We start from the raw sequence: 25,500 nt of genomic DNA, 5'->3' as shown, positions 1-25,500 counted from the left end.
GGCAAAAATCAGGTGCATCGGAAGCCTAACCCCTGCGACAACTTTTGACCACAGCAATCAGGCCTGCGTGCCCTTCTGCCAGATCGAAAAGCTTCAGCGAAACCTTCCTGCCAGTAAACGTTTTTCTATAGGAGCCTCTTTCAATAGCCTTATCGCTTACTTATCCAAATCCACAAACCGTGTCAAAATCATCATCACAACGCCACCGACGGCCATCGAGATGGCTTCGCCAAGCGCGATGGTAGCATAGGTTGGCCAGAATGGGACTTTCATGAGGATGGTCAGTTCGCCGGCAATGGTGAACATGGATAAGGCAAAAAAGATGCCCATGATGGTGAATTTAGCCCATTTTGGCTGGACGAGTTTGGCTAACCAGCGGCTGATGATGATGAAGACGAGCGTGCCGAGGGTGCCGATTGGGACATCGAGGAGTGCGGTTGGTGAGGTTAAATTGGCCAAAAAAACACCCAGCGTGACGGCCCAGACATAACGGCGGTTGAAGAGTGCCGTATAGTTGAGCATCTCGGAGAACCGAACTTGTACGACCCCGAAGCTGAGTGGACTGAGCATGAGGGTCATCACGACGTAAATGGACGTGATCATGGCGGTTTTGGCGAGACTGACGATTGAACGATGGGTGGTTGAAGTTGTTTGCATGTTTGTTCTCCTTTGTGGCTATGCCAGTAGTAACGACGATCAAAGGAAAGTAAGTATCGTCGTGGAAGGATTGCCTTCCGTTTTCAGTTTTGGTGTTGCAATGCATTCAGTTTACTTTTCGAGCCAGCCGCCGTCAATGGGAATCACGGTTCCATGAATATAATCAGCAGCATCGCTGGCCAGAAATAAGGATAATTGCGCGACTTCCTCGGGCTTGGCCCAGCGTTTGGCTGGGGTTTCTTGAGCAACCCACGCAGCCATTTTCCCGTCGCCGGCAAAATCAGCGGCGTTCATGGGCGTGTTGATAGCGCCTGGTGCGAGCGCGTTGGCGCGAATGCCCTTGGCGGCGTAATCGAGGTCTAATTGCTTGGTGAGGCCGATGACGGCGTGCTTAGCAGCGGTATACGCCACGCCGCCACCACCACCGACTAAACCAGCGATGGAACTCATATTGATGAAAATACCGTGACCACGAGCCAGCATCCCCGGCAGCAGCGCCTTGATCATTAAGAACTGACTGGTAAGATCGACATCGAGAATGTGCTGCCATGCCGAGAGCGCCGTATCGGTCACAGTTTGATAACCATCCAACACGCCCGCCGTATTGCAGACAATATCTGGCTGATATTGAGCCGCAATCGCTGCTGCCGTGGCAGGATCGCTCACATCGGCCTGAATGGCGTCTGTGAGGTTGCTAATTGGTTGGAGGTCAATTCCTACCACAGTGGCACCAGCTGCCTGAAAAGCCGCCGCCTGCGCCGCACCGATGCCAGAAGCCGCGCCGGTGATGATGACGGTCTTGTCGGTGAAGTCGAAATGCGTCATTCGTTCACAAGCTGCCAATCTTCAGCCAAAATGTCACAGTCAGTCGGTGACCAGAGACTGAAAGCTTCGTCGGCAGTTTTGATCAAAAAATACGGATTCAAAGTATCGCCTTCGAATTTGCCTTCCGGAACTAGTTGCACATACAACTCAGTACCTTCCCAGCCGGTGCGAACGGCCTTCTTGCCGGCTTTAAGGGACGGTAAAATTGCTTCAAATGTCATGTCGATCATTCTCCTTCTTTTAAAATGCGTTCTCCAGATGGCCGTCGGTTATTGTGAAGAAAGCCTGTTAGCCGAGCCAATACTTGGTCAACTCTCCAGTGCCACTTTGTCAAACCAAGCTAACCGTGCCAGTTCGCGCTCATTGTCTAAAATCAGTGCATTTAGTATACGCGTTTTACCAGCTGACTGACAATGGGTTGCCCTATCCTTTTAAGGTCATACCGACATTTTCGATATCAAAAAAGAACAGCCTCAAGTGACAGACTGTTCTAAAAAAGTGGTACTTACAGGTTAATCACCTGCATGAGTACCTCGGAAACACGCGCCCGTTCTTTCTCTGGTAAGTGGGTTAAGTATTTCACCACCGCTAATGTGCTAATATCGCTCATTTCGGGAGCAATGAAGAAGTCGCCTACCTGCATATTTAAAGCCCGCGCAATGTCGGTCAATTTTTTTACGCTGATATTGTTGACGTCTCCACGCTCCATTCGCGAAATCAGACTGATCGAGACGCCGGATCGCTCCGCCAACTTCTCAATCGTCAAGTTCAAACTGCGGCGCTGTTGGTGCACCAATTTCCCGATATTGTCTAACATGGTTTCCCCCACCTTTAATGTGCGGCGTTATGCTTTAACATTAGATGAAACGCCGGGCTATCAAAAGATTTTATAATATTATTTAATAATCTAAAGATGGCCTATTCTCACAGAACATAACCGCACTGATCCCCCACATCAACTCACCAATTCTTGCTCTATAACTATTGTAAACGCTCGCAATGAGGAACTGCCAAAAATCAGCTTAATTAATTAAAAAATACACAATAAAAAAACAATGCCAATTTATTCAGCATTGTTATTTACTTTCCGCGGTTGCTGGCACAAAGGCCCATAAGCTGCCACGTGTGAACTGTTCGCCATCCGAGGTGTCCAATTCACTGATACTATTATTCGGCGGAATGCGCATCGCATCACGCGCAGAATCGAGATCGGCACCGAGGTATGTGCTTAATAACAGCATGCCGATTAAACCGTGCGCCACAACGAGCACTTTGCCGTCTGGATGGGCATCATAAATCCGATTGATTGCCCGCCGTCCACGTTTTAACGCATGGGCAAATGATTCTGCACCGATACGCTGGTTATCAAACGCCGTCAAATGATGATAATAATGATCAATCTCAGGATCATCCTGGACAGAAGTGAGCGGCTGACCATCCCATTTGCCTAAATCTACCTCGCGCAAATCACGATCCGTCACAATCGGCGGTTGAACGACTCGGCTTTGGGCCACAATTAATTCAGCCGTTGTTTGCGCCCGCGGCATCGGACTGGCATAGATGCCCGCAAAACCAGTCGTCGCCAAAAAGCGTCCAACTGCGATCGCACCATCGCGGCCACTCGCTGTCAACGGCGTATCGGTTCGTCCACCGTTAAATCGCCGCGCCAAATTCGTTTCCGTCTGTCCATGCCGCACAAAGTAAAACTTGGTCATCTTCTGCACGCTCCTTATAAACACGTTCATCAGGCCAGCAACCGGTCCGACGCACGTTCTGTCTTTGACCATAGTGTAGCAAAAGCGCACCAAATTAGCGGCAATAATCAGAAAAGTTCAGTCCAACTTAACCAAAACTGTAACGATTAGGCCTATTACGTCAGCATTTTGACGACATCAACGACAAGAATGTGCTTACTCGTCTAGAAATGTGTGGGTAAGACATTTGTACGCAAAAAGCCGAACATGCAAGTTTCACATGTTCGGCATTCTTACGCGATCATTGAAGCACAGCACTCAGTAGGCGTTTACTGGGCAGCTTTAACCCCTTGATGATCTGCTTCGGCTTCAGCTTTATAAGCCGCTACTTCGTCATCAGCGGCAAAAATGTAATGTTCAGGATAAACCTCAACCATTTTACGTTTCTTGTTGTCGCCTTCGACCTTGCTGGCGTCATACGGCAGCGGCACGCGTCTGCGCTCAACATCTGGATCAGGTACCGGAATCGCTGAGAGTAAACTCTTGGTGTAAGGGTGTAGCGGATGACTATAAACTTCATCCGCCGTTGCCAATTCAACCAACCGTCCATAATGCATAACAGCGATACGGTCTGAGATATACTTGACCATCGATAAATCATGCGCAATGAACAGGTACGTCAACCCTTGGCGATCCTGAATGTCCTTCAGCAGGTTGACGACCTGCGCCTGAATGGAAACGTCCAGCGCGCTGATCGGTTCATCGGCGATAATGAACTTAGGCTGTACGGCCAATGCACGGGCAATCCCGATCCGCTGGCGCTGACCACCGGAGAACTCATGGGGATAGCGAGTTGCGTGATCGGCGTTTAAACCGACTTCTTCCAACAACTGCTCAACTTGATGATCACGATCAGCGTTGTTTTTGGCCAAATGATGAATATCAATGCCTTCCGCGATGATGTCTTTGACTTTCATCCGCGGATTTAAGGACGCATAAGGATCCTGAAAAATCATCTGCGTTGCTCGGCGGAAAGCCAGCATCTGTTTGGAGCCATTTTTCAGTTTGGCAATGTCCTTGCCATTGTACAAAATCTCGCCGCTGGTTGGGTCGTACAAGCGAATGATCGCCCGACCAGTGGTGGTTTTACCAGAACCAGATTCACCAACCAAGCCCAATGTTTCGCCCTCATAAATATCAAACGAGATATCCTGAATGGCTTTCACTTGGTCTTTTTTCCCGGCATTGAAGGTTTGAACCAAGTGCTTGACGGACACAAGAACCTTTTTGTCTTTTTTGTCGACCACGTTAGTTCACCACCTTTTCATCTTGATGTTTACTTGCCCATAAGGCATGTCGCCGCGCAATTTCTGGCGGTAATTCCACTTTCGGTGCGCCTGGTGCTAATAGCCAAGTTGCCGCCGAATGGGTCGGTGAGATCTTGAAGAATGGCGGTTCCTGCTCGAGGTCAATCGCCATCACGTATGGATTCCGCGGTGCGAACGCGTCACCTTTTGGCGGATCAAGCAAGTCCGGTGGTGTCCCAGGAATGGCGTATAGTCGATCACTCTTGGTTTCAAGTGTTGGCATAGCTTCAAGCAACCCCCACGTATACGGATGCTGGGCATTGTAAAAGATTTCGTCAACCGTACCATACTCAACAATCTTGCCAGCATACATAACCGCAACACGATCGGCAATCCCAGCAACTACGCCAAGGTCATGGGTGATGAAAATGATTGAGGTGTCGATCTTCGACTGAATTTCTTTCAACAGATGAATAATTTGTGCCTGAATCGTCACGTCCAAAGCGGTTGTTGGTTCATCAGCCAGCAGAATCTGCGGGTGATTGATGATCGCAATGGCAATGACAATCCGCTGACGCTGCCCACCAGAGAACTGATGTGGATAGTCCTTTAAGCGACCGCCGGCATCCTTGATGCCAACCAAATCCAACACGCGTTCAGCTTCCTTGAGCGCATCGGCTTTACTGATTTTACTATGCAACAGTAACGGCTCTGCCACTTGTTTCCCAATGGTCATAGTTGGATCCAGTGAGGTCATCGGGTCTTGGAAAATCATGGCGACATCATTGCCACGCATAGCATTAAGCTGTTTCTCGGACTTTTTGAGAATGTCCTCGCCGTTAAACAGCACTTCGCCATGCGTAATTTTCGCATTCGGGGCTAACAACCCCATCACCGTTCGTACGGTAACGGATTTACCAGAACCAGACTCACCAACAATGGCCAGCGTCTCACCTTTGTTAAGGTCAAAATTGACATTGCGGATGGCGTGGACAGGGCCGGCATAGGTGGCAAAGTCAATCTGTAAATCTTTTACTTCTAGAATTTTACTCATTTTGCCACCTCCTAATGTTCACTGCGCGGATCAAAGGCATCGCGCAAACCATCAGCCAGCAAGTTGAAGGCCAGCATCAGAATGACAATCACGATCGCCGGATATAACAGCTGATATGGCAGCACTTGCAGATTCTTTTGACCATCTGACAGCAAGGTCCCAAGACTAGCAGTCGGTGCTGGCAGCCCAATCCCGATATAACTCAGGAAGGCTTCAAAGAAGATTGCTGTCGGAATGGTGAACATCGTTTGAATAATAATCGTTGAACTCAAATTAGGGATCAGATGTTTAAAGGCAATTTTGATGCTCGACTCGCCTAACGTTCTAGCAGCTAAGACGAATTCCTGATCTTTTAACTGCAACGTCTGCGCACGAATGAGTCGAGCCATGGTCACCCACCCAGTGAAGGCAATCGCTAAGATAATGGAGGTCAAACCAGGACGGAAGACCAGCAGCATCAAAATGACAACAACCAAGTTAGGAATACTGGAGATGATTTCAATAACACGTTGCATCAACGTATCGGTCATGCCCCCGCGCCAGCCGGAGATGATGCCGTAGAAAACCCCGATGGTCAAATCGAAGAAGGTTGCGACAATCCCGATGAACAGTGAAACTCGGGTGCCGACCATGATTCGAGACAACAGGTCACGGCCAAGGTAATCGGTACCCAGCAAGAAGTAAACATTTTTACCCATGCCGGCGTATTTGTTTTGACCGTTCATGTAGCCGTTCAAACCTGGCAAATCAATACCTGGCCATTTGGGCGGCAGGTTCGCATAGTTCAGGCTCTGTTTGTTTGGATTAGAAGGTGATAACCAGATAGAAATGATAGAAATGAACGCGATGAAAACGAGCACCCACAGGGAAATCACTGCGGCCTTGTTTTTCTTCAATCGCCGAATCGCATCTTGCGTGAACGTCAGCGCAGGCGTGGCAATACGTTCCTGTTCAGCCGCATCCACTTTAACATGCTTGAATGCATCTGGACTTAATTTACTTGTTGCCATTAGTTTGCCTCCCCGCTCAATCGGATTCGTGGATCAATGAAGCCGTAAAGAATATCGACGACAAGGATCACAACCGTCAGCATGGCACTGTAGAGAATGGTCAGTCCCATGATAACTGGGTAATCGTTGGTCGTAATTGACTTAACGAATTGTTCCCCAATCCCGGGGATCGCAAAGATGTTCTCGACAACCAGTGAGCCGACCATTAAGTCAACAGCCATTGGTCCGATGATGGTCACAATCGGAATCATTGAGTTACGCAGCGCATGCTTGGCAACAACTTGCCAGCGTGATTCACCTTTGGAACGTGCCAGTTCGATGTAATCAGAACTAAGCACATCGACCATTTCAGTTCGCATGAATCGGGCCGTTTGGGCAAGCGGTGCGATCGCCAAGGCAACTGTCGGCAAAATGCTATAAGAGAAGCCACCCCAAAGTGCTACTGGAAAGGCGCCAGTTTTGAAAGCAAAAAGCTGCAGCAGTGCGGCGAACACGAAGTTAGGAATTGAGCGACCGAGAATGGCAAAAATGGTAGCAGTCGCGTCAACCCATGTGTTCTTGCGGATCGCGGCAATGGCACCAAGCAAGATCCCAGCAAGTGTGCCGACGACCATCGCCTGTGCGCCAATTTGTAGAGATGGTCCAATCCGAGAAGCGATTAAGTTTGACACGGTTTGGCCAGGAAATTGATAGGACATTCCAAAATCGCCATGTGAGATTCCGACAATATACGTTAGGTATTGCATCCAAACCGGCTTATCCAATCCATACTGTTTCTTCAAAATCAGCAGTTGATCTGCTGGAATTTTGGGGTTGTTAAACGGCGTCCCCGGCAACAACTTCATCAGGAAGAAGGTAGCGCTGGCAACAATAAACAGTGTCAGGAGCAGGAAGCCGATCCGTTTTAAAATATATTTGACCATGATTCACTCCTGTTTATGGGCACACGCCCTGATAAGCAAACAGCGTTGTCCGCCGCAGAACACGAGACAACGCCGTTTGTGAGAACTACTTATTTGAAACTAGCAGGCAGTTATTCGTAACTGCTCACGTTTTGGTTTAAAAACGCGGTTGTTAGACCATAATCCGACTAAGTTCTACTTAACTTTCGCATTCACAAAGTTGTAGGAATTGGTTGGGTTGTAATTCAAACCGGTAATGGTCTTACGCTGCAAGGTTGTTTGTACCCGTTGATACAGCGGTACAACGCCTTGTTCCTTCGTCAACAGTTCTTGGGCCTTGAGTAAGGTGTTCCAACGAGCGGTTGCGTTGGTCGCATCGGTCGTCTTGGACTGCTTGATCAAAGCATCGTATTCAGCATTTGACCACTTGCCATCGTTGTAACTGTTATCGGAGGTGAACAGATCCAAGAAGGAAATAGCATCTGGGAAATCAGCACTCCAAGCGGAGATAACCATATCGAACTGACCATTTTGGGAACGAGATAGACGCGTCTTGAATGGTACTGTAGCGATGGTAACTTTCAGACCTGGCAGGTTCTGTTGCAAGGTGCTCTGGAAGTATTCGGCAGAACGCTTAGCATTGGTCGTATCGTCTGTCAGCAGTTCCAAAGTTGGTGCGGACTGACCGACTTCTTTCAAACCTTCTGTCCACAACTCTTTAGCCTTGGCTGGATCGTACTTAACAGCGGAGGATTCAGCTTTAGATGCCGTCTTGGAGAAGTCTTGACCGTTCTTTTCGAACAATCCTTCAGGGGTCACATTGTTGGCCGCGATGGAAGCATCATTCAGAACCTTCTTAATGTATGCCTCGCGATCAATCGACATGGAAATTGCCTGACGAATCTTGGTGTTCTTAAAGATTGGATCCTTCTTCTCGTTCAATTCAAGATAGAAGGTCGCACTTTGCTTGAGGCCTTTGAAATCAGACATGGATTTTGCTTGAGCCGCTTGTTCACCTTGCAAAGCTGCGATATCAAGTTTCTTCGACTGATACAGGTTCATCGCGGTTTGCGAATCCTTAACAACTTGACCATTAAGGGTATCGATGTGAACGTTCTTAGCATTCCAGTAAGTAGTGTTCTTAGTTTCTTTCCAAGTGTTGCCAGTGCCGTTCCAGTTCTTCAACTGGTAAGGACCATTGGACAAGATGTACTTGGAAGTAGTTCCGAATTTCTTACCAGATTTTTCAACGAATTTCTCATTTTGTGGGAAGAATGCTGGGTTAACCAACATGGTCTTGAAATAAGGAATCGCGTGATCCAAGGTGACTTTCAAAGTCGTCTTGTTGACGGCGGTAACCCCAAGCGTGCTGGCCGCTTTTTTACCGGCTGTGATGTCATCAGCGTTTTTAACGCCTGAATATAGGTAGGCGTATTGCGACTTGGTCTTCGGTTCAACCGTCCGCCGCCAAGCAAACACAAAATCTTGGGCTGTGACTGGATCACCGTTACTCCATTTAGCATTACGTAACTTGAAGGTATAGGTCTTCCCGCCATCAGTAACAGTTGGTTGACTCTTGGCCATGGCATTTTCCAATTTGCTGCCATTGTACCGATACAAGCCATCCATGGTATCAATCAATGCCTGACCAGAAATAGCATCGGTGGTCGTTGATGGATCCATCGTGGAGATCACATCACTCTCCATCCGTGTAATCGAAGTACCTTTACTGCTGCTAGAAGAATTAGAACCACAGGCTGCTAACACCCCTGCAAGCGCGAGCGCAGAGCCCGCAACCATTGTCTTTCTAAATTTCATCCTGTTCCCTCCTAAAATGATTGAACTTACCTTACATTAGAAATCCATTAATGTAAATAAGCGAATCCTCAATTTCGCCTAAAAAAACTAATTCTTTGATCTTACTTTTGTCACATTTATGCTACCGATCTCAAATTAAAAATTGTATATCCCGTAAATATTCTCTAGATGGATTCCTTATTTATAGGCAGTAAGAAGCCCACCTAAGCTAATAATTCACACGCGTTTTTGTTTTCATTTTGATTGATGATGCTAAGAATAGCTTATATTAAATAACACTGGCAAGAATCGAAAAATCGTCAAATAGTGGACTAATATTCGGCTTTTGCTCATAGAATTTTCGCTTTTGTCAGACAAGCTGCCATCTTATACAAATAAAGCTGAGCAAATGCTCAGCTTTATTTAACCGCTTTCATATGTTTCACTTGGATTTATTGAACTGAAGCCTTCGTTCGCCGACTGCGAATTGTTCGAAAAATGACAATTATTAATCCAACCACGGAAACAATGGTTGCTAACCAGAAAACAAAGGCCAATGCATGCAGGAATGGTGCCCCCGACTGCGGCGAAATTCGCGTGACGCCTGGCAACTGGGCAAAAAGTAACGTAGCACCAAAGCTGATGCCGATGGTCATTCCGATGGTTCGCGCCAACGAGTTCAGCGATCCGGCCACACCAGAGACACTGGCATCAACCGCCCCCATCGTTAAGGCATTGTTTGGCGAAAGGAACAACGCCATGCCCGCTCCATTGAGCACAATCGGCCAGATGATGGGTGCCATCGACAATTTTGCTGGATAAAAGGCATAGCCGACTTGTGACACAATCAGGACTAACAAGCCCAGAATCGTGAGATAGTAACGATTCCAATGATCGGCAAGCCAGCCGGCAAACGGTGTAATCATCAACATGACAACACTTTGTAGCATCATCAACAGGCCGCTTTCAAAGGCAGAAATGCCGCCGTAACTTTGCAAATAGAATGGCAACAAAATGTTGGAAACGGAGTTAACCAACATGACGATCAGCAGCACGCTGACGGATATTAAATAATCGGGATTATGCATCAATGCTGGCGCAATCCACGGTGACTTGGCACGTTGATCTTGGATGAAAGCCAACAACGTCAAAATCGCCCCACCAGCAAGGATGAGAAATCCTAACAGATGTTGCGTCGGCTGCTGAAGCCAATAGCCACTGGCAAAGGTCAAGATCATCCCGCCAGTAAACAGATTTTGCCCTGTCCAATTGGCGTTACCCCAGACTTGCTTAATCTCTCCAGTTGCTGGCCGGCGCAGTGGCAAAAGTCGCATCCCCGCAAACACGATCAGCAGACCAACTGGGACATTGAAAAGGTAAATCCATCGCCAGCTTGCCCAAGTAATCAAAATGCCACCAAATGCCGGGCCGGAAATCGACCCGACGGAAACAAACATTGAGATCACCGCTAACGCCTCTGCCCGATTAGCATCAGGAAAGTATTGGCTAACGATGCCCATCGAATTCGCCATGATCATCGCCGACCCAACGGCTTGAATGACGCGACCGGCAAGGATGGTTAGATAAGTCGGCGCGATCCCAGTTAACAATGAACCAACAATGAATACCATTTCGCCGATCAAAAAGACAAGATTTTTTGAGACCAAATCACCGATATGGCCAAACATGACCAGTAAAACAGAGGTCGTAATGAGGCCGATGGACACAATCCAAGTCGCGGCACTGCTGGAAATCATGAGATCCGCCGAAATTTTCGGCATGGCCAAGTTCGTACTCGACCCAGACAGAGCCGTTAATAACGACATCATCCCCAAAACAATTAAAATTTTAATTCGTTGCGCGCGTGGCATGGTCATCACCATCACACCCTTTCGGACTGTATTTTAGGCTAATTGGTCAGGAGTCACAATTATTCTACCTTGGTGTGACGGGGTTTGCTTGAGCTGCTCAACCACCTGGCTGTCTGCTGGCACGCGTTGATTCAATGAACCGGCAAGCGATCGCGCAACCGGCTGCGGCAAAATGACACGTTTTTGGATAACAAAAAACCACACAGATTATTCACTGTGTGGTCAGCTTGCTTTGGAAATTATTTTTGCGCGCGGCCTTTGTAAGTTCCTGTGTCGGTCGTGACGATAATAGTTTCGCCATCTTTGACGAAATCAGGCACGGTAACAACTAAGCCAGTTTCCAATGTTGCTGGCTTGCCGCCGCCCGCCACAGTGCCGCCTTTGACAGCCGGCTGGGTTTCGGTGACTTTAAGTTCAACGCTGCCTGGCAGTTCCAAGCCGATGACTTCATCGCCGTAGAATTCAATTTCAACCGGAACGTTGGGCAGCATGAACTTCAATTCATGCTCAATGCTTGAAGTTGGCAATTCATATTGCTCGTAGCTGTCGCTGTCCATGAAGTAGGCAGTGTCGTCTTGCGTATAGAGATAAGTCGCCTTTTTACGATCCATAATCGCAATTTCGACTTTTTCGCTTGGCCGCATGGTGGTGGTAACGTTAGCGCCGGAACGAATGTCGTAGAGCTTCATTTGCATGACGGTGTTGCCTTTGCCAGGCTTGTGGTGGTTGGATTCCAGTACCTTGATGAGCTTGCCATCCTTAACAAAGACCATCCCAGATTTCAAATCAATTGCTTCAGTCATATTTTGTGTTCTCCTTCATTCGCATTACGCCGCAACGGCGCGTTTCGTGTTTAGTATACCATAGTGAACGATAGCGCTATCTTTTTAATCAAAGACAAAAGCACAAGCTGAGCCATAATTTCATCTAGACCTTGTGATCTGTCAAATATCGAATAAATTGGAAAAACAATCTGGACTAAAAAGGGGCTTGCCGTGCCAAACTCCGCAATCTCCGGCCAGCTGGAGCTGATGTTGTTTGCACGGCTGAGCCCCATCTGGCCTACGATTGCTCCGCCTTCGCACTAGGGTCTTCAAATATCAGAAGGGGGTGTATCACAAAACGCTTGTTTGGTAGACATAGTGCCAAATTAAAAAGCCCGTTTCTTCTCCATCGAGTCACCACAACAGAATAGAGAAAAACGGACTTCCGAAACACTCGCCATGATATTGACAACTCACCAAGAACAACTGCTCACTAATAAGCTAGACCTGAGAAACTTCGGCAATCACTTGTCAAAGTCAGATCACAGATTTCTGAAACATCTCATTCTGTCATCATATTGACAGAAGATGTGCCTATCTTGGCCCTAATCCTACGACAGAATGCAGAGAGCTGGCGGAGCGGGGATGGGCTCAGCCGTGAAATTGGTCTTGGTGGCGTGGTTTTCTCCGTCTAGACCAAGGCCGATCTTCAAGACCGCGGTTTTGGCGGGCTTGAAGTCGTGCCCACAGCTCTAGCTTCGCGGTCGCCATCCCCCATCCCCGCGTAGCCAGCTCGGACCATCAATTAAAGCTTAGCCCAGAATAGAACTGAAGAACTAAGGAACTAAAAATCTCAAACTACATATCCTCCACAACCAAGTAAGTCATGTCCAACGGGCCGTGGACCCCGACAACGAGGGTCATTTCGATGTCGCCAGAGTTGGATGGACCGGTGATGAAGTTGATGTTGCTGGTTTGGAGCTTGCCGGCTTTAATGTCAGCATCGTAATGATCCATGGCTTGGCGAGAACGTGGCAGGATGTTGCTCTTTTTGATAATAGCCAAGTAATGGGTTGGCAGGAAGTGGAAGCCACGGCCTTGACCAGGGGTGGTGGCAACGGTAATCGTGCCTGATTCAGCCAGCAAATAATCCGCAAAGCCGATGGCGACGTCCGCGGCCGCCGCTTGCTTCAAATTGAAGTCGCGGCCTTTGCCTGGCGTCCAGTACATCGGCTTAGGACTGACGGTGTTGGTCCATTCGGTCAAGCCAAAATCTGCGTACTTGTCAGTGGTTGGCAAAATCATTGTTTTAGGCGCATCTTGCTCAATGTAAGCATTCAAGGCAGCCGCCAAATCAGCTTTGATGGTGGTTTTAAACGTGACATGCACCCCTTCGCTATTTTTCTTAGCGATGGTTTCTAGCTCATCTTGAGAGTGGCCAGACAAGGTTGTTTCTGGCAGATCATTGAGCGGCTCAAATGGATGATCTTTGAGCTGGTGCCGCGGTCGGCCGGCTTTTTCAGCGATGGCGTTCAAAAAATCTTCCCGATTCGTGTGATCACTCATGTTTTTGCGCCTCCAATGCTGCCTTGTGCTCCTTGAACCAGTGACGGAAGTTCTCGTTCTTCTTCGGTGGCCGTGGCAGGTCACGCACATCGGTCCAGCCGCGTGCGAGTTTCGGCAGCATCTTAGTTTGTTTGATGCGACCACTGTTGTACTCATTTTCCACGCTGCCTTGATCCTTCGTAGCCAAAACGCCCATCATGGCATGGTCCATATCAAGTGCCATGTTGAATAAAACCGGAGCACTAGTGCCAACGCCAACCATTTTCATGATCTTGTCGTTGAAGCTGTGATCCATCTTGAGCTTATCCATCATGACTTCACGATGCTTGATCAACAATTCGTGAAGCGGAATGCGAACGGGACAGGTTTCAGTACAGGCTGCGCAGAGGCTGGAGGCAAATGGCAAGTCGCCGAACTTTTCATAACCGTCTAAAACTGGTGAAAGCACCGCGCCGATTGGTCCTGGGTAGATTGAGCCGTAGCCATGACCACCGATATGCCGATAAACCGGGCAGACATTGAGACACGCGCCACAACGAATGCATTGCAAGACGGGCTCGAAAGGCGTGCCAAGGGCGTTACTGCGGCCATTATCGACAATGACCACATGAAAATCTTCTGGTCCGTCTGCTTCGCCGTCAACTTGCTTGCCAGAGAAGGAACAATAGCTGGTCAGTTTCTGACCCACAGCTGACCGAGACAACATGTTATCCAGTGTTTCTGCTTCCTTCAAACTTGGGACAATCCGTTCCATCCCCATCACGACCACCTGTGTCTTAGGAATCGCCATGGTCAGATCGGCATTGCCTTCATTGGTGACCAAATTGATCAACCCGGAGTCGGCGATCGCAAAATTGCACCCCGTAATACCGAAATCAGCTTGTAAGAAATAGCGCCGCAAGTATTCACGCGCGAACCTGGCTAAATGTTCTGGATCGTTGTCACCTTTGTAACCCAGTTTATCGAAAATGGTTTTGACCTGATCACGGTTTTTCGCCAATGCCGGGAAAACGATGTGAGTTGGTTCTGCCCAATCGTCTTCTTGCAAAATAAACTCAGCCAAATCAGTTTCCATCAGCTGGGTGCCAGGAATCTTCAACAAATCTTTGTCCAAATTGATTTCGGTGGTGACCATCGACTTGGACTTCACAATCTTCTTAGCCTGCTTCTTCTTGGCGAGATTCGTGATGTAAGCCGCGGCTTCTTTGTCCGTTTTGGCAAAGTACACGTGCCCGCCGCGTTTTTCAACGTTATCGCTAAATTCTTCCAAATAATCCGGTAAGTATTTGATCACATGCTGGCGGATCTGCTCGCCAAGATCGCGCCATTGCGGCCAGTTGCCAAGTTCGTGACGTGACGCCTCGCGTTTATCCCACTGGGCGTCTTGTGCTTTGGCAACACTTGCCTGCATGAACTTGTCCTGTTCGGATTCTTTCACCCGCTCCAAGAATGGTTTATCACTGGTAACGATACTCATAGGCGCACCTCCTGTTCTACCGGCAGTGGATCATGGAACTTGATCCGTTTCGGGTCAACATTGTGGTTGAGCACTTCAGCAATGTGCATGATCTTAATTTTTTCCTGACGGCGAGAGAAACGACCGGAAATATTCATCAAGCAGGCAGGATCAGCCGAAATCAGGACTTTGGCCCCAGTACTCAGCACATCGTCGACTTTTTCATCCACCATCTGCTTGGAAATCTCCGGCTCTTTAGCGGAAAACATGCCGCCGAAGCCGCAGCAGTTTTCGATATGTGGGAGTGGTTCCATTTGCAGATCCTTCACATGATCAAGCAAAACGAACGGTGCTGTCCGCTCACCCAACAACCGGGTCATGTGGCAAGAGCGATGATAGGTAGCTTTGGCATCGAGTTCAGCGCCTGCATCAATCACATTCAAAACCCGATACAGAAACTGGGAGAATTCAAATGTTTTGTCGGCGACTTCCTTCGCCTTTTCAGCATATTCCGGATCATCTTTAAGTAAAACGCGGTATTCGCGCAGCATATTTACGCAAGAACCAGCTGGCCCGACGATGTAATCGGCGTCAACTGACAGCAACGCATCGATCTCATTACGAAAGACCTTCTGCGTAGCTTTCACGTAACCTGAATTATATGTCGGCTGGCCGCAACAAATCTGCTTAACCGGCATGAAGGTTTCACAGCCAAAGCGTTCCAATACTTCGACCATTGCTGCCCCGACGTTCGGGAAGAAAAGATCTACGATACAGGTGGAGAAAATGACAACTTTCATGGCGCACCTCCTATATTAAAACGATTCCAATTTAAATATACACCTCCAAACATGATTACGGTACTGAAAGCGTTTATAAAAAAATAATTTACTTCTTTTTGAAATCGTTATACTAACTAGCAGCGACCAGCCAATGAGTTCACTTTGAAAAAGCACTGTTTATGCTAGCTTTTGATACTAGGTTTAAGCATATTGTTTCTTAAGCACGATACTGCCCGTCTGAATCACGCTGACAACTTGGCATAACTGCCACTAGCATCCACAATTAGGCTGTCACCAAAACCAACGACATCTTGTGGCTCTTTTGCTGCTTTATTAACTAAAAAAATCAACTTTTTAAAACGGTCTATACCCCCTCTCTCCCTTGACTTGACGCTGTTTCGCACGGTTTCACAGCCTTGATTTTTAGGCTAAAAAGACTATGGTAAAGGTGGAGTTAGGAAACCCTAAATAATAATGGAGGCGTGTTTATGCGTAAGCGATATAGGGCAACGTTACAGGCGCTTAATGATGATTGTATCGGTCGGAAAGCACACGGGTTTGCGAATCTTGAAGTCACGGATGATGATGCCCTGCAAATTCGCATCGAGATGTTTAATACGCCAGCAGATATGACGCATATGGCCGTTTTGGAAGGTTCCGTTACGAAAGCGCCAGTCGCGGTTGCGACAGCCGCGCAAGACGTGAATCATGATGGTGTCGTTGACGAGGAAGAAGCAGAGAAGGTTTCCGGTAAAGTGTTTGTGCCACTCGATAATGCTCCTGAAAAGCTGAATCTCATCGGTGGTAAATATCCAGAAGCCGACGACAATGGCTTTTACATTTACCAGCAGCGAGTTGTCATGTCAGACTTGCGGGAACAGTTGCTCAAACGTTACGGCACGGATGTCTTCAATCTTGATAATGCGGTCATGTATGTTGACGGCGTCCAAAGCGATGTCCTGTTGCCGAAAACAGTGATGAGCGATTTGGACAAAGAGAAACCTTATCTCACCTTGCCGATTGCCGTTGGTAAGTTGCGTAAGGTGATGGGTTGATCATTGTCCCCCAATATGGGATTCGTGAAAAGGTTGGGCTAAACAATTCTCTGTCGTGCCAAGCTCTATAGTTGTAGACTTTGATCTTTCAAGCCTAAAAGGCACTGTGACGTGGGCAAAAATTCTTTGTTTCGGTAATTGCAAATTTTGTCCTACCTGTTCACTGTTTCTTGTTAGCTTTACACCATTCAAAAAAGCCGATCATCATCTGACCGGCTTTTCGTTTGTCATTTTTGTGTTGCGCCCATGATTACACAGTTGGCGCCGTTGTCATTTCTGCCATCCGCTGATAAACAGCGACAACTTCACCCGCCAAATCGCGGAAAGTGATGGCATTCATGAGGTGATCCTGCGCGTGGACCATCAGCAGTGACACCTCGGCGTGATTGCCACTGGCTTCGGCGGTCAGCAGCTCTGTTTGCGCATTATGCGCTGACACTAATGCATCATCAGCTTCTTTTAATTGCACAGTTGCTTCAGGAAAGTCACCGGCTTTGGCGGCTTGAATCGCGGTGAAGGCCGCACTCTTGGCATTGCCGCCTGCTATAATCAAGCCCATGATCGTTTGTTCATTCACTTGCGTCATCGCGTTTTCTCCTTTGTCATGATCAGTTTCTGTTAACTCATCGGCGGTTTGTGGCTCTAACTTTTAACATGCTTTAACATGAACGTCCGCCATGGTTTCAGCAACGGCAACAAGTCGAGATCTGAATCGGTTAATTGACCAATTTTATTGCGTCGGCCATCATTTGCCAGTTCACGCAGGACAATCTGCAGTTCTCCGGCATAGCGGGCATACGTCTCATTCACCACGACAACATCGCCACGGTGTAACGTGCCAGTTGCATCATGCGCCGGAATCGCCTGTCCTGCGTAGCGAACGCGCGGTTGGGTGTCGCGAACCAGATAATCTGAGGCGTCACCACGATATAAATGCGCCTCACTGAATGCAATCTTGGTTTCCAATTCAGAAATGGCCGCCGTTGGACGCACGCGCAATGCCGGATACGGACAGAAGAAGGCCAGTGCCGCGGCGTGCAAATCAGCCTCGCTCGCCATCGCATTGCCGATTAACACATCGTCTATCACCTCGGTCAGTCGCAAATGGTGCACCTGACTGGCAATGGCCCGATCGCGAAGGCTTTCCAGTGTCGGCAAGCCTTCGCTGATCGGCCACGGCCCATGATCAGCACTTGGCGCAGTCACAAATGCCGCGGTGCGAATGCCATAATGTCGAAACTTCTGCGAGTAGGCCACAAACCGCTCATCACCCAAACCAGTATATTGCTGCGGGTAAAAATTATGGCAGCCTAACAAGTTATCTAGACGTGGTCCAAACGGCATGATGGCATCAACATAATTCGTGCCAGCACTCATATTGATCTCAATTTTCAAGCCATACTGGTTATGCGTCATCAACGCCTCTTCTTGCCCAGTAAATCCCTCGTCAAGCCGCAAGCCCCAGACGCCCAGTTCGTGAAAGAAACTCAGATCATGATAATCAATTTCTAACTCGGAAAATAACGGTGGTGCAATATCGACAATCGTTTTAAATCCAAGTTGAGTTGCTTTGGCAACAACAGCCTTAAAAATGGCCAACTGATCGCGGCCTTTTTCGCCAGACAACTGCAATAGCGATGTAAACAGCCGCCGATACCCAAGTTGATGAGCCATTTCTAGATAAGCAGTCGCCTTCGCTACCGTGGTTTGTTCTGGGTAGAGACTGATCCCAATCTGTCCCATTTTTTCGCCTCCTTCTGTCGAGTCATTGTTTTTTGTTTCACTGTCTTGTATTGCTTGCTTCGTGCTCCGTGCCGATACACATGGGGTGTCACCTCTAAAGGCAACTTTTTTAAGATTGACACATCTTCAAGGCCATTTTCTTGAATCGGCGTTTCCGAAACCAGCCCATCAGTAGGCCGCTCACCCGATTGTTGGCCGTGCCGCGCGCCGTTTTTGCGACTAAGGATTCTTCATATTCCAACCGACTTTTTCCCGATGCAAGTGGCACTAGGCGATAGCTAACGCGAAAGTCGTCTTGCGGCGTTGCCAATGTATAAGCATAGACTTTGTTCGGCTCCATGTCGGTAATCTGCAGCCGCGCCTGCCGACCATTCGGCCATTTTTTAGCATAGCTAAACCCGCGCAAACTTCCCGGTAAAGGTTCCCGGCCGGTATGCGTGCGAATGTCTGCCAATGCCGAGAGCTGTAACTGTTTGAAAAAGACCGCCGGCTCAACCGGCAGATTCATGGTGATCTTCATCGCGCCCCTCCTGCTTTTGTGCCTTGATCAACTGAACATAGCAACGGACGAACACAATCGTTAAACCAATGCCGATGCCGCAGCCAACGATCTGCCATGGTGCTGGCAATAATGGACTGAACATCACGATGGCCATACTGAGATTGAGCAAGATCAAGTTTGCTGTCACATTTTTCAAACAGCATCACCTTCCAGCTTGCCTGTCTCCTTCACGCGTTTTTCTTTTTTCATCACCGGTTCGTCAACGGTCAACTCAGGGTCCAGCTTGTTGGCTGCTTTGACGAATGGCACATAGATCAAGAACCCGATGACCATATTGACTGCCTGTAGAATCGGTGCACGCCAGTCCATGGTTGCAATCAGCGAGTTGACAAACGGTGGCATTGACCAGACGATTTGATTCTTAACTGGCGATACCCAGCCGAGGATGTGGGCGCCATAAGCGATTGAGACCATGACCACTGGCGCCAAAATGAATGGGATGAAGTAAATCGGATCCAGCACGATCGGCAACCCAAACATCACAGGTTCATTCACATTGAAGCAGCCTGGGGCAATTGATAATTTTGCCACGGTACGTTGATCGTCTCGTTTTGAAAACAGGAGGATGGCAATCAGCAGCAGCAAGGTACTGCCGGCGCCGCCAATCCATGCATACAGATCAAATGCGTTTCGGGTCCAAACAAACGGTAACGCTTCACCTTTCATGAACGCATTCATATTAGCAATTTGCGCGGTCAACCAAATGGAATCCAACACCGGTCCGAGCACATTGGTCCCGTGCAGACCGAAGAACCAGAAGATTTGCACCAACAGTGTCATCAGTAAGACTGCCCAGAAACCTTGCGACATATTCAGCAATGGTTCCTGGATTAAGGTAGCAATAAATTCGATCACCGTTGTTTTGTTTAAGCTAATCAGATAGTTGATCACACCGGCTAAATACAACGCAGCCGTTGCTGGAATGATCCCGGTAAACGCCTTCGCAATAGCAGGCGGCACCGCCTCTGGCATCTTAATCGTGACATTCTTTTTCATGAGCCAGATGTATAAGGTCATGGCGATGCCGCCCATGATCATGACGGTGAAGAAGCCATAGGAACCAAAGAACTTGCCAAAGTTGAAGTAGCCCCACATGCTGATGTTCTTGCCATCAACGACCCCACCAGCATCGGTAATCAACTTTGTAGCGCCTTTACCAAGTGCACTGCTTAAAGCGACTGTGAAATTCTGCGGTAAACTCATGATGAATGCGCCTAGTACCACAATCCCCCCAGTCACCGGCTCAACTTGGTACTGGACTGCTAATTGATAGCCGAACGTGAAGGCAAACAGCAAGCCTAGAATCGCCAGTGTGCCGGTCCAAACCATCGCATTAATGCCGATCAGCCATTGCATTGAATCAACAATGCCCATCCACTTGAACTGGGTCGGAATATCGCGAATTAAAACGTTCAAGACTGTCGAAACTGCGCCGGCCATCATCGCTGGCATGATCGCAATAAACGCGTCACGCAAAGCAACTAACCACCGAATTGATCCAATCTTAGCCGCGATCGGCACCACATGCCGATTCAGCCATCCAATAAATGCATTCATAAAGATGCACTCCCCTCGAATATTTTTTGATAATGTCGCAGTCATTCTTTATTACAATTAAAATTTTACGGGAGTGCTGGTTCGCGGGTCAAAGATAATAGTAGTTATTATTTATAATTTTTATAAGCAAAATAGTTGCGGCGGCCTGTTCTTGTGTTGGCTTGTTGAACACCCTTAGTCCGAGCTGGCTACGCGGCGATTGGGCTGGAACGTGGTGGGCACGACTTCAAGCCCGCAAAGCCCGCGGTCTTGAAGCTCGGCCTTGGTCTAAGCGGAGAAAACCACTCCGCCAAGACCAACGTCACCACTGAGCCCATCGCCGCTCCGCCAGCTCTCTGCTTTCTATCCCATAACTTGAACCCGATTGCTCATAATTTTCCAGGTACAAGAACTACTTTTTCCACATCGAAAGTCGAATTCAAGAGCGGCTTCTTATTAATATATGGACACGAAAAAAATACTTCCTACAGCAGAAAGAAAGAGCTGGCGGAGCGGTGGCGGGCTCAGCCTTGAAATTGTTGTTGGCGGTTTACCGCCTACAACAAGGCCAGACTTTGAAATCGCGTGGGTTTTGCGGGAGTTCAAAGCTGTGCCCACGGCTCTAGCTTCGCGGTCGCCAGCCCCCGCCGCGGAGTTAGCTCGTTCTGTCGGTGTTCAAACAGCCCCCGTAAGAAAGGAAGCCCTCCCCCGATATCACAAGCAGTTCGACGGCCATTCGCTTATAATAGATTGAAACCAGTCACCATAACGCGCTCGCAGTCGCAGAAACCTGCTCGCGCTTTCCATCATGGGGGTAAACTTTATGGCAAATATTGAATATGATCCGGAACGTCAATTGTTTCATTTGCACAACGACACCTTTAGCTATGTCATTCAGGTTATTCGCGGTTATCTTGTTAAACGTTACTGCGGACCGGCGCTGGATCATTTTTCCGGTACCGCCAAACTTGAAGACTTCAGTCATGCTTTTAACATTCAAAATGATGCCGCACCTTACTCACTGACGACCTTGCCGCTGGAATATAGCACATTGATGGGTGGCGATTACCGTACGCCAGCTTACGCCGTGCGTAACGGTCACGGTCAGCTGATTGGTAATCTCAAGTTTGACCACTATCAAATCCTTGCTGGCAATGAAAGCTTTAACGGTACCTTGCCGACAGCGCGGACACCGCACGGGCAAACGCTGATCATAACGATGCACGATGAAACCCAGACGCTTGCTGTCAGGCTCAAATACACGATTGTCGGCGATTTACCTGTCTTGCTCAAACAAGTTGAGTATCGTAATCTGACAGACACGACACTGACGATTACTCATGCTGCCAGCCTTCAACTGGATTTTGACGACCACGCTTATGACCTCATTACGCTGACCGGTGCTCATCTCAATGAGGCCAAAGTGACCCGCCAGCCGCTGACCCCCGGCAAAAAGTCAATCGGCAGTAATTATGGCGCCAGTGGGCCGCAAGGTGTCCCGGCGACGATTCTTGCAGCGCCAGCGACCAATGAATTTGCTGGGGAAGCTTTAGGCGTCACGCTTTTGTGGAGCGGCAATTTTAACTATACAGCGCAAGTCGATCAGTTCGACAACAGCCGGCTCGTGATGGGACTGAATCCGGAGCTCTTTGCTTGGCAGCTCAAGCCCGGCAAGCCATTTGTCACGCCGGAAGCAGCCGTCGCTTACACCAACGATGGCTTAAATGATCTCAGTCGAATTTTCCATCGCTTTTTCGCCGATCATGTCATGCCATTGCCGCGCAAAAACCTAATTGAATACAACACGTGGGAAACCACTTATTTTGACGTTAGCGAAGCCAAAATTCTTGCCGAGATTCCCAAAGCGGAAGAGTTGGGAGTTGAGTTACTGGTCATTGATGATGGCTGGTTCAAAAATCGACCTAATGATGCTGGCCAACTTGGCGACTGGGTACCTGATCCCGTTAAGTTTCCGCATGGCCTGCGCCCGGTGGCTGACGCAATTCACGCTCGCGGCCTTGCTTTTGGACTTTGGGTCGAACCCGAAATGATCAGCGAAAATAGTGAGCTCTATGCCACCCACCCTGACTGGGCCATGCAATATGTCGGCCAAAAACCTCTGCGTTCTCGCAATCAGCTTATTCTCGATCTCAGTCAGCGGATTGTGCAGGATCACTTGATCACAGTTCTAACTAACCTCGTGCGCGATAATCATATTGATTACCTCAAGTGGGACTATAACCGCCACTTCAGTCAACCTGGCAGTCCGGTACTGCCACCTGATCAACAAGGTGAAGTCGGCTATCGCTATACCCGCGGCTTATATCGGGTTTTGAAAACGTTACGCGACACTTTTCCAAAGCTACTCATCGAAAACTGTTCGTCCGGCGGTGGTCGTTTAGATGGCGGGATGATCGCCTACACCGACCAAACATGGACCAGCGATTTTACTGACCCGGTTTACCGCATGAAAATTATGAACGGCTTCTCGCTGTTTTTCCCGCTCAAAATTTTTGTCTCGCATTTCACCGCCTCCCCGAATCTACAAGATGCGCGGTTAACGCCCTTGCATACCCGCGCACTGTTAAGTCTGGTTGGCATCACTGGCATCGAATGCCCGCCGAGTCAGCTCAGTCCCGCTGAAGCCGCGGCGGTCAAGGCCAGTTTTGCCTTTTACAAAGCGAATCGCAAAGAATTGCAGAATGGTTTGCTTTTTCGGTTACAACCTAGCCATGTTAATCAAGACGAGGTTTGTTGGCTGATCACTAACGCCGCCAAAACCAAGGCACTGGTCTTGACTTCAGTCGGTGTCACTTCGCCGATTCCCCATTATCAACATGTACTGCTGCATTACTTGGACCCAAGATTGTCTTATCAAATCGACAACACCAAAAATGCCACCGGGTTAGAACTGAACCACGCCGGTGTTACCTTACCACTTGCCCATGGTGATTTTTCAGCAACGCTCATGGAGCTGACGGCAGTAACCAACCTTCCGCAACCCACCGCAGCACCGACGCTTGATCAAATAACCACGCAAAGTTAGACCATCTTGTTGTTCAAGCATGACCGTTTAATCTCAGCCGTTAGAAAGTGAGTTTCGCTCGCATGAAATTTATCATCGCTCCCGCAAAGAAAATGATCCGCGCTCAAGACGATTTCCCGGTCCAAAGCCAGCCCAAATTCCGTGCCGAAGCTGGCGAGCTGTTGCTGCTGATGCAACAATTGACCTTTTCTGAAGCGCAAGCGCTGTGGCATACCAGTGACAAACTCACGCAAACCGCTTACAACCAACTGCAGCAAAGTGACCTGACTCGCCAACAGTCACCGGCCATCTTCAGCTATTCTGGCATTCAATACCAATACATGGCCCCGGACTTGCTAGACGACGCCGGACTGGTGTACATTCAGCAACATCTTCGGATTTTGTCAGGACTGTATGGCATTTTGCGCCCATTCGATGGCGTTGTGCCTTATCGCTTAGAAATGCAAAATCACTTACGTCTGCCTCATCATCGCAATCTATATGACTTTTGGGGCAACCGCCTTTATCAGGCTTTAGCCAGAATGCCCGGCCCCATCATCAACCTCGCCTCTGACGAATATGCCAAAGCCATTCGCCCCTACTTGCAAGCAAAAGATCAATTCATAGATGTCCGTTTCGCCCATCGCGTTAACGGTCAACTAAAAACCCGTGCCACTTATGCCAAAATGGCCCGTGGTGAAATGATTCGTTTTGCCGCCAGCCATCGGTTAACTAAGGCGGCTGATTTGAAAAATTTTGATTCCCCGACTTATCGCTTCGATGCCCACCTTTCAACCGCAACACAACTGGTGTTCATCGCGAAGTGAGTCTTTATAAAAAGCTGGCCCAAATTGCCTTTGATGAGTATCACCATGACCGACCCAGTCTCTTTTGGCCGGTAATGATGTGAAGAATCAGCCATCATTGACAGTTTGAGTCAGTTTTTTTGCGTACGCGGCTCGCGCTCAAGCCCCACCATTAAACTTATCGCATGTGTCAAAAAACGCTTCTTTGCAGGTAAAAAGTCATCAGCGAGCTCAAAACTTGCAGTTTCGCAAAATCCAAGTTAATATATAAACAAATATTAGAAAGGTTTGTTCATATGGAAACCTCAAATAATTTTGTTTGCGAAAATTCAGAACTAACGTACGGTTATCGGCTCAAAGATCATCATTACCAATGCCGCTACTGTCCGGTCACATTTGCTGCGGATGAAGTCTACCCGCAAGATGGCCATTTTTTCACAGCTGAAGCCATGATCCGTCAGCATGTCGCCCAAGTCCATCATGGCGCGCTTGCAGCGTTAGTGGCACAACCCGCTGGTCAACTTGGGGTGTCATCCAGCCAACAGACAGTTTTACAGTTGTTCGCCCAGGGACTCAGTGATACTGTCATCGCGCAACGACTCAAAGTCTCGCCTTCCACCATCCGCAACTACCGCTTTAAGTTCCGTGAAAAGGCACAACAGGCACAACAATTTCTCGCCGCCATGACGTTGCTAGCGATGCCAGACGCGCTGATCATCCCTCACGACGGTGCAAAAATGGTCGATGATCGATATGCGATCACGCCTGAGGAACGAACCAAGACACTCAAAAGTTTCATGGACGCTGATGGTCGCGTGACGAATTGGCCATCAAAAGAGAAACGCAAGCTCATTATTTTGTCGGAAATTTTCAAAGGCTTCGATCCTCAAAAGAACTACTCGGAAACCGCGGTCAATGAAATCCTTAAGCAACACGTTGAAGATTATGTCACGGTCCGGCGTAATTTGATTGAATACGGCTTTCTCGATCGAACAGCAGATGGCCGCACGTATTGGGTCAAGGCTAGTGGTCCGCGAATTTAAGATAGCACGATAAATGTGTTCGCGGGATATTCAAAAAAGAATTTA

At 48.4% G+C, this 25,500-nt stretch carries 24 protein-coding genes, 1 pseudogene and 1 riboswitch; of the genes and pseudogenes, 4 read left to right on the top strand and 21 right to left on the bottom strand.

The features are described from left to right. Positions 1 to 156: 156 nt before the first annotated feature. The 16 genes and pseudogenes from ACWPAB_RS11295 to ACWPAB_RS11220 all read right to left on the bottom strand — a co-directional run bounded on the left by ACWPAB_RS11295 (position 157) and on the right by ACWPAB_RS11220 (position 15,703). The gene (locus ACWPAB_RS11295) at positions 157 to 657 is read right to left on the bottom strand and encodes a QueT transporter family protein (RefSeq protein ID WP_016382357.1); all 501 of its coding nucleotides are present in this window, start codon (positions 655 to 657) and stop codon (positions 157 to 159) included. Next, a riboswitch (PreQ1 riboswitch) is annotated at positions 655 to 753 on the bottom strand. (Overlaps the previous gene by 3 nt.) Before the next feature lie 15 nt (positions 754 to 768). Beyond that, complete coding sequence (locus ACWPAB_RS11290) at positions 769 to 1,482, bottom strand: 3-oxoacyl-ACP reductase (RefSeq protein ID WP_003602925.1); 714 nt, start codon at positions 1,480 to 1,482, stop codon at positions 769 to 771. Beyond that, the gene (locus ACWPAB_RS11285; RefSeq protein ID WP_016382356.1) at positions 1,479 to 1,703 is read right to left on the bottom strand and encodes a DUF2829 domain-containing protein; all 225 of its coding nucleotides are present in this window, start codon (positions 1,701 to 1,703) and stop codon (positions 1,479 to 1,481) included. Before ACWPAB_RS11285 ends, ACWPAB_RS11290 begins: the two co-directional genes overlap by 4 nt. Before the next feature lie 284 nt (positions 1,704 to 1,987). Continuing rightward, complete coding sequence (locus ACWPAB_RS11280) at positions 1,988 to 2,299, bottom strand: helix-turn-helix domain-containing protein (RefSeq protein ID WP_016382355.1); 312 nt, start codon at positions 2,297 to 2,299, stop codon at positions 1,988 to 1,990. 259 nt (positions 2,300 to 2,558) lie between these two features. Continuing rightward, positions 2,559 to 3,197, bottom strand: a complete 639-nt coding sequence (locus ACWPAB_RS11275; protein ID WP_003588345.1) for a histidine phosphatase family protein — start codon at positions 3,195 to 3,197, stop codon at positions 2,559 to 2,561. A 308-nt stretch (positions 3,198 to 3,505) separates the two neighbouring features. Next, on the bottom strand, positions 3,506 to 4,483 hold the full coding sequence (locus tag ACWPAB_RS11270; RefSeq protein ID WP_003570960.1) for an ABC transporter ATP-binding protein: 978 nt from the start codon (positions 4,481 to 4,483) through the stop codon (positions 3,506 to 3,508). Position 4,484: 1 nt separating this feature from the next. Continuing rightward, positions 4,485 to 5,537 (bottom strand): ABC transporter ATP-binding protein, encoded by a 1,053-nt coding sequence (locus ACWPAB_RS11265; RefSeq protein ID WP_016382334.1) that lies wholly within the window; start codon positions 5,535 to 5,537, stop codon positions 4,485 to 4,487. Between the two features lie 11 nt (positions 5,538 to 5,548). Then, positions 5,549 to 6,547: an ABC transporter permease gene (locus ACWPAB_RS11260; protein ID WP_003566706.1), complete on the bottom strand. Its 999-nt coding sequence runs from the start codon at positions 6,545 to 6,547 to the stop codon at positions 5,549 to 5,551. After that, a complete protein-coding gene (opp3b, locus tag ACWPAB_RS11255) occupies positions 6,547 to 7,470 on the bottom strand; it encodes an oligopeptide ABC transporter permease (RefSeq protein WP_003566708.1) in 924 nt (307 codons plus the stop codon). Before opp3b ends, ACWPAB_RS11260 begins: the two co-directional genes overlap by 1 nt. A 174-nt stretch (positions 7,471 to 7,644) precedes the next feature. Next, positions 7,645 to 9,267, bottom strand: coding sequence for a peptide ABC transporter substrate-binding protein (locus ACWPAB_RS11250; protein ID WP_003566710.1), 1,623 nt, complete (start codon positions 9,265 to 9,267; stop codon positions 7,645 to 7,647). A 431-nt stretch (positions 9,268 to 9,698) separates the two neighbouring features. Continuing rightward, a complete protein-coding gene (locus tag ACWPAB_RS11245) occupies positions 9,699 to 11,123 on the bottom strand; it encodes an MFS transporter (RefSeq protein WP_003566712.1) in 1,425 nt (474 codons plus the stop codon). Positions 11,124 to 11,356: 233 nt separating this feature from the next. Continuing rightward, positions 11,357 to 11,920 (bottom strand): elongation factor P, encoded by a 564-nt coding sequence (efp, locus tag ACWPAB_RS11240; RefSeq protein WP_003566713.1) that lies wholly within the window; start codon positions 11,918 to 11,920, stop codon positions 11,357 to 11,359. 572 nt (positions 11,921 to 12,492) lie between these two features. After that, positions 12,493 to 12,673 (bottom strand): annotated as a pseudogene (locus ACWPAB_RS11235) (hypothetical protein). A gap of 66 nt (positions 12,674 to 12,739) precedes the next feature. Beyond that, the gene (locus tag ACWPAB_RS11230) at positions 12,740 to 13,447 is read right to left on the bottom strand and encodes a LutC/YkgG family protein (protein ID WP_003580170.1); all 708 of its coding nucleotides are present in this window, start codon (positions 13,445 to 13,447) and stop codon (positions 12,740 to 12,742) included. Further along, positions 13,440 to 14,924, bottom strand: coding sequence for a LutB/LldF family L-lactate oxidation iron-sulfur protein (locus tag ACWPAB_RS11225; protein WP_003570969.1), 1,485 nt, complete (start codon positions 14,922 to 14,924; stop codon positions 13,440 to 13,442). Before ACWPAB_RS11225 ends, ACWPAB_RS11230 begins: the two co-directional genes overlap by 8 nt. After that, positions 14,921 to 15,703 (bottom strand): (Fe-S)-binding protein, encoded by a 783-nt coding sequence (locus ACWPAB_RS11220; RefSeq protein ID WP_003570970.1) that lies wholly within the window; start codon positions 15,701 to 15,703, stop codon positions 14,921 to 14,923. Before ACWPAB_RS11220 ends, ACWPAB_RS11225 begins: the two co-directional genes overlap by 4 nt. 470 nt (positions 15,704 to 16,173) lie before the next feature. On the opposite strand from ACWPAB_RS11220, the gene ACWPAB_RS11215 reads away from it, so the two are divergent. Further along, entirely contained in the window at positions 16,174 to 16,740 is a 567-nt protein-coding gene (locus ACWPAB_RS11215) for a hypothetical protein (RefSeq protein ID WP_003566723.1), read from the top strand. Between the two features lie 250 nt (positions 16,741 to 16,990). Here ACWPAB_RS11215 and ACWPAB_RS11210 read toward each other — a convergent pair whose 3' ends face one another. The 5 genes from ACWPAB_RS11210 to ACWPAB_RS11190 form a co-directional block, all read right to left on the bottom strand. After that, on the bottom strand, positions 16,991 to 17,326 hold the full coding sequence (locus ACWPAB_RS11210) for a PTS lactose/cellobiose transporter subunit IIA (protein ID WP_003588351.1): 336 nt from the start codon (positions 17,324 to 17,326) through the stop codon (positions 16,991 to 16,993). Positions 17,327 to 17,382: 56 nt separating this feature from the next. Beyond that, a complete protein-coding gene (locus tag ACWPAB_RS11205) occupies positions 17,383 to 18,483 on the bottom strand; it encodes a DUF871 domain-containing protein (RefSeq protein ID WP_003580181.1) in 1,101 nt (366 codons plus the stop codon). A gap of 109 nt (positions 18,484 to 18,592) precedes the next feature. After that, entirely contained in the window at positions 18,593 to 19,003 is a 411-nt protein-coding gene (locus ACWPAB_RS11200; RefSeq protein WP_003570974.1) for a DUF3284 domain-containing protein, read from the bottom strand. Further along, complete coding sequence (locus ACWPAB_RS11195; protein ID WP_003588354.1) at positions 18,975 to 19,181, bottom strand: hypothetical protein; 207 nt, start codon at positions 19,179 to 19,181, stop codon at positions 18,975 to 18,977. The genes ACWPAB_RS11200 and ACWPAB_RS11195 overlap by 29 nt, the downstream gene beginning before the upstream one ends. Further along, positions 19,178 to 20,602 (bottom strand): PTS sugar transporter subunit IIC, encoded by a 1,425-nt coding sequence (locus ACWPAB_RS11190; RefSeq protein WP_003566732.1) that lies wholly within the window; start codon positions 20,600 to 20,602, stop codon positions 19,178 to 19,180. Before ACWPAB_RS11190 ends, ACWPAB_RS11195 begins: the two co-directional genes overlap by 4 nt. An 802-nt stretch (positions 20,603 to 21,404) precedes the next feature. Here ACWPAB_RS11190 and ACWPAB_RS11185 point away from each other — a divergent pair. The 3 genes from ACWPAB_RS11185 (at position 21,405) to ACWPAB_RS11175 (ending at position 25,455) form a co-directional block, all read left to right on the top strand. Next, on the top strand, positions 21,405 to 23,627 hold the full coding sequence (locus ACWPAB_RS11185) for an alpha-galactosidase (protein ID WP_003580183.1): 2,223 nt from the start codon (positions 21,405 to 21,407) through the stop codon (positions 23,625 to 23,627). A 62-nt stretch (positions 23,628 to 23,689) separates the two neighbouring features. Next, entirely contained in the window at positions 23,690 to 24,433 is a 744-nt protein-coding gene (gene yaaA / locus ACWPAB_RS11180) for a peroxide stress protein YaaA (RefSeq protein WP_003580186.1), read from the top strand. A gap of 275 nt (positions 24,434 to 24,708) precedes the next feature. Beyond that, complete coding sequence (locus ACWPAB_RS11175) at positions 24,709 to 25,455, top strand: DUF2087 domain-containing protein (RefSeq protein ID WP_003580188.1); 747 nt, start codon at positions 24,709 to 24,711, stop codon at positions 25,453 to 25,455. Positions 25,456 to 25,500: the final 45 nt, after the last annotated feature.

Source organism: Lacticaseibacillus sp. 30, from assembly GCF_053819265.1.
Note: the sequence above shows the minus strand (reverse complement) of the source record. Positions and strands in the feature narration are given on the sequence as shown.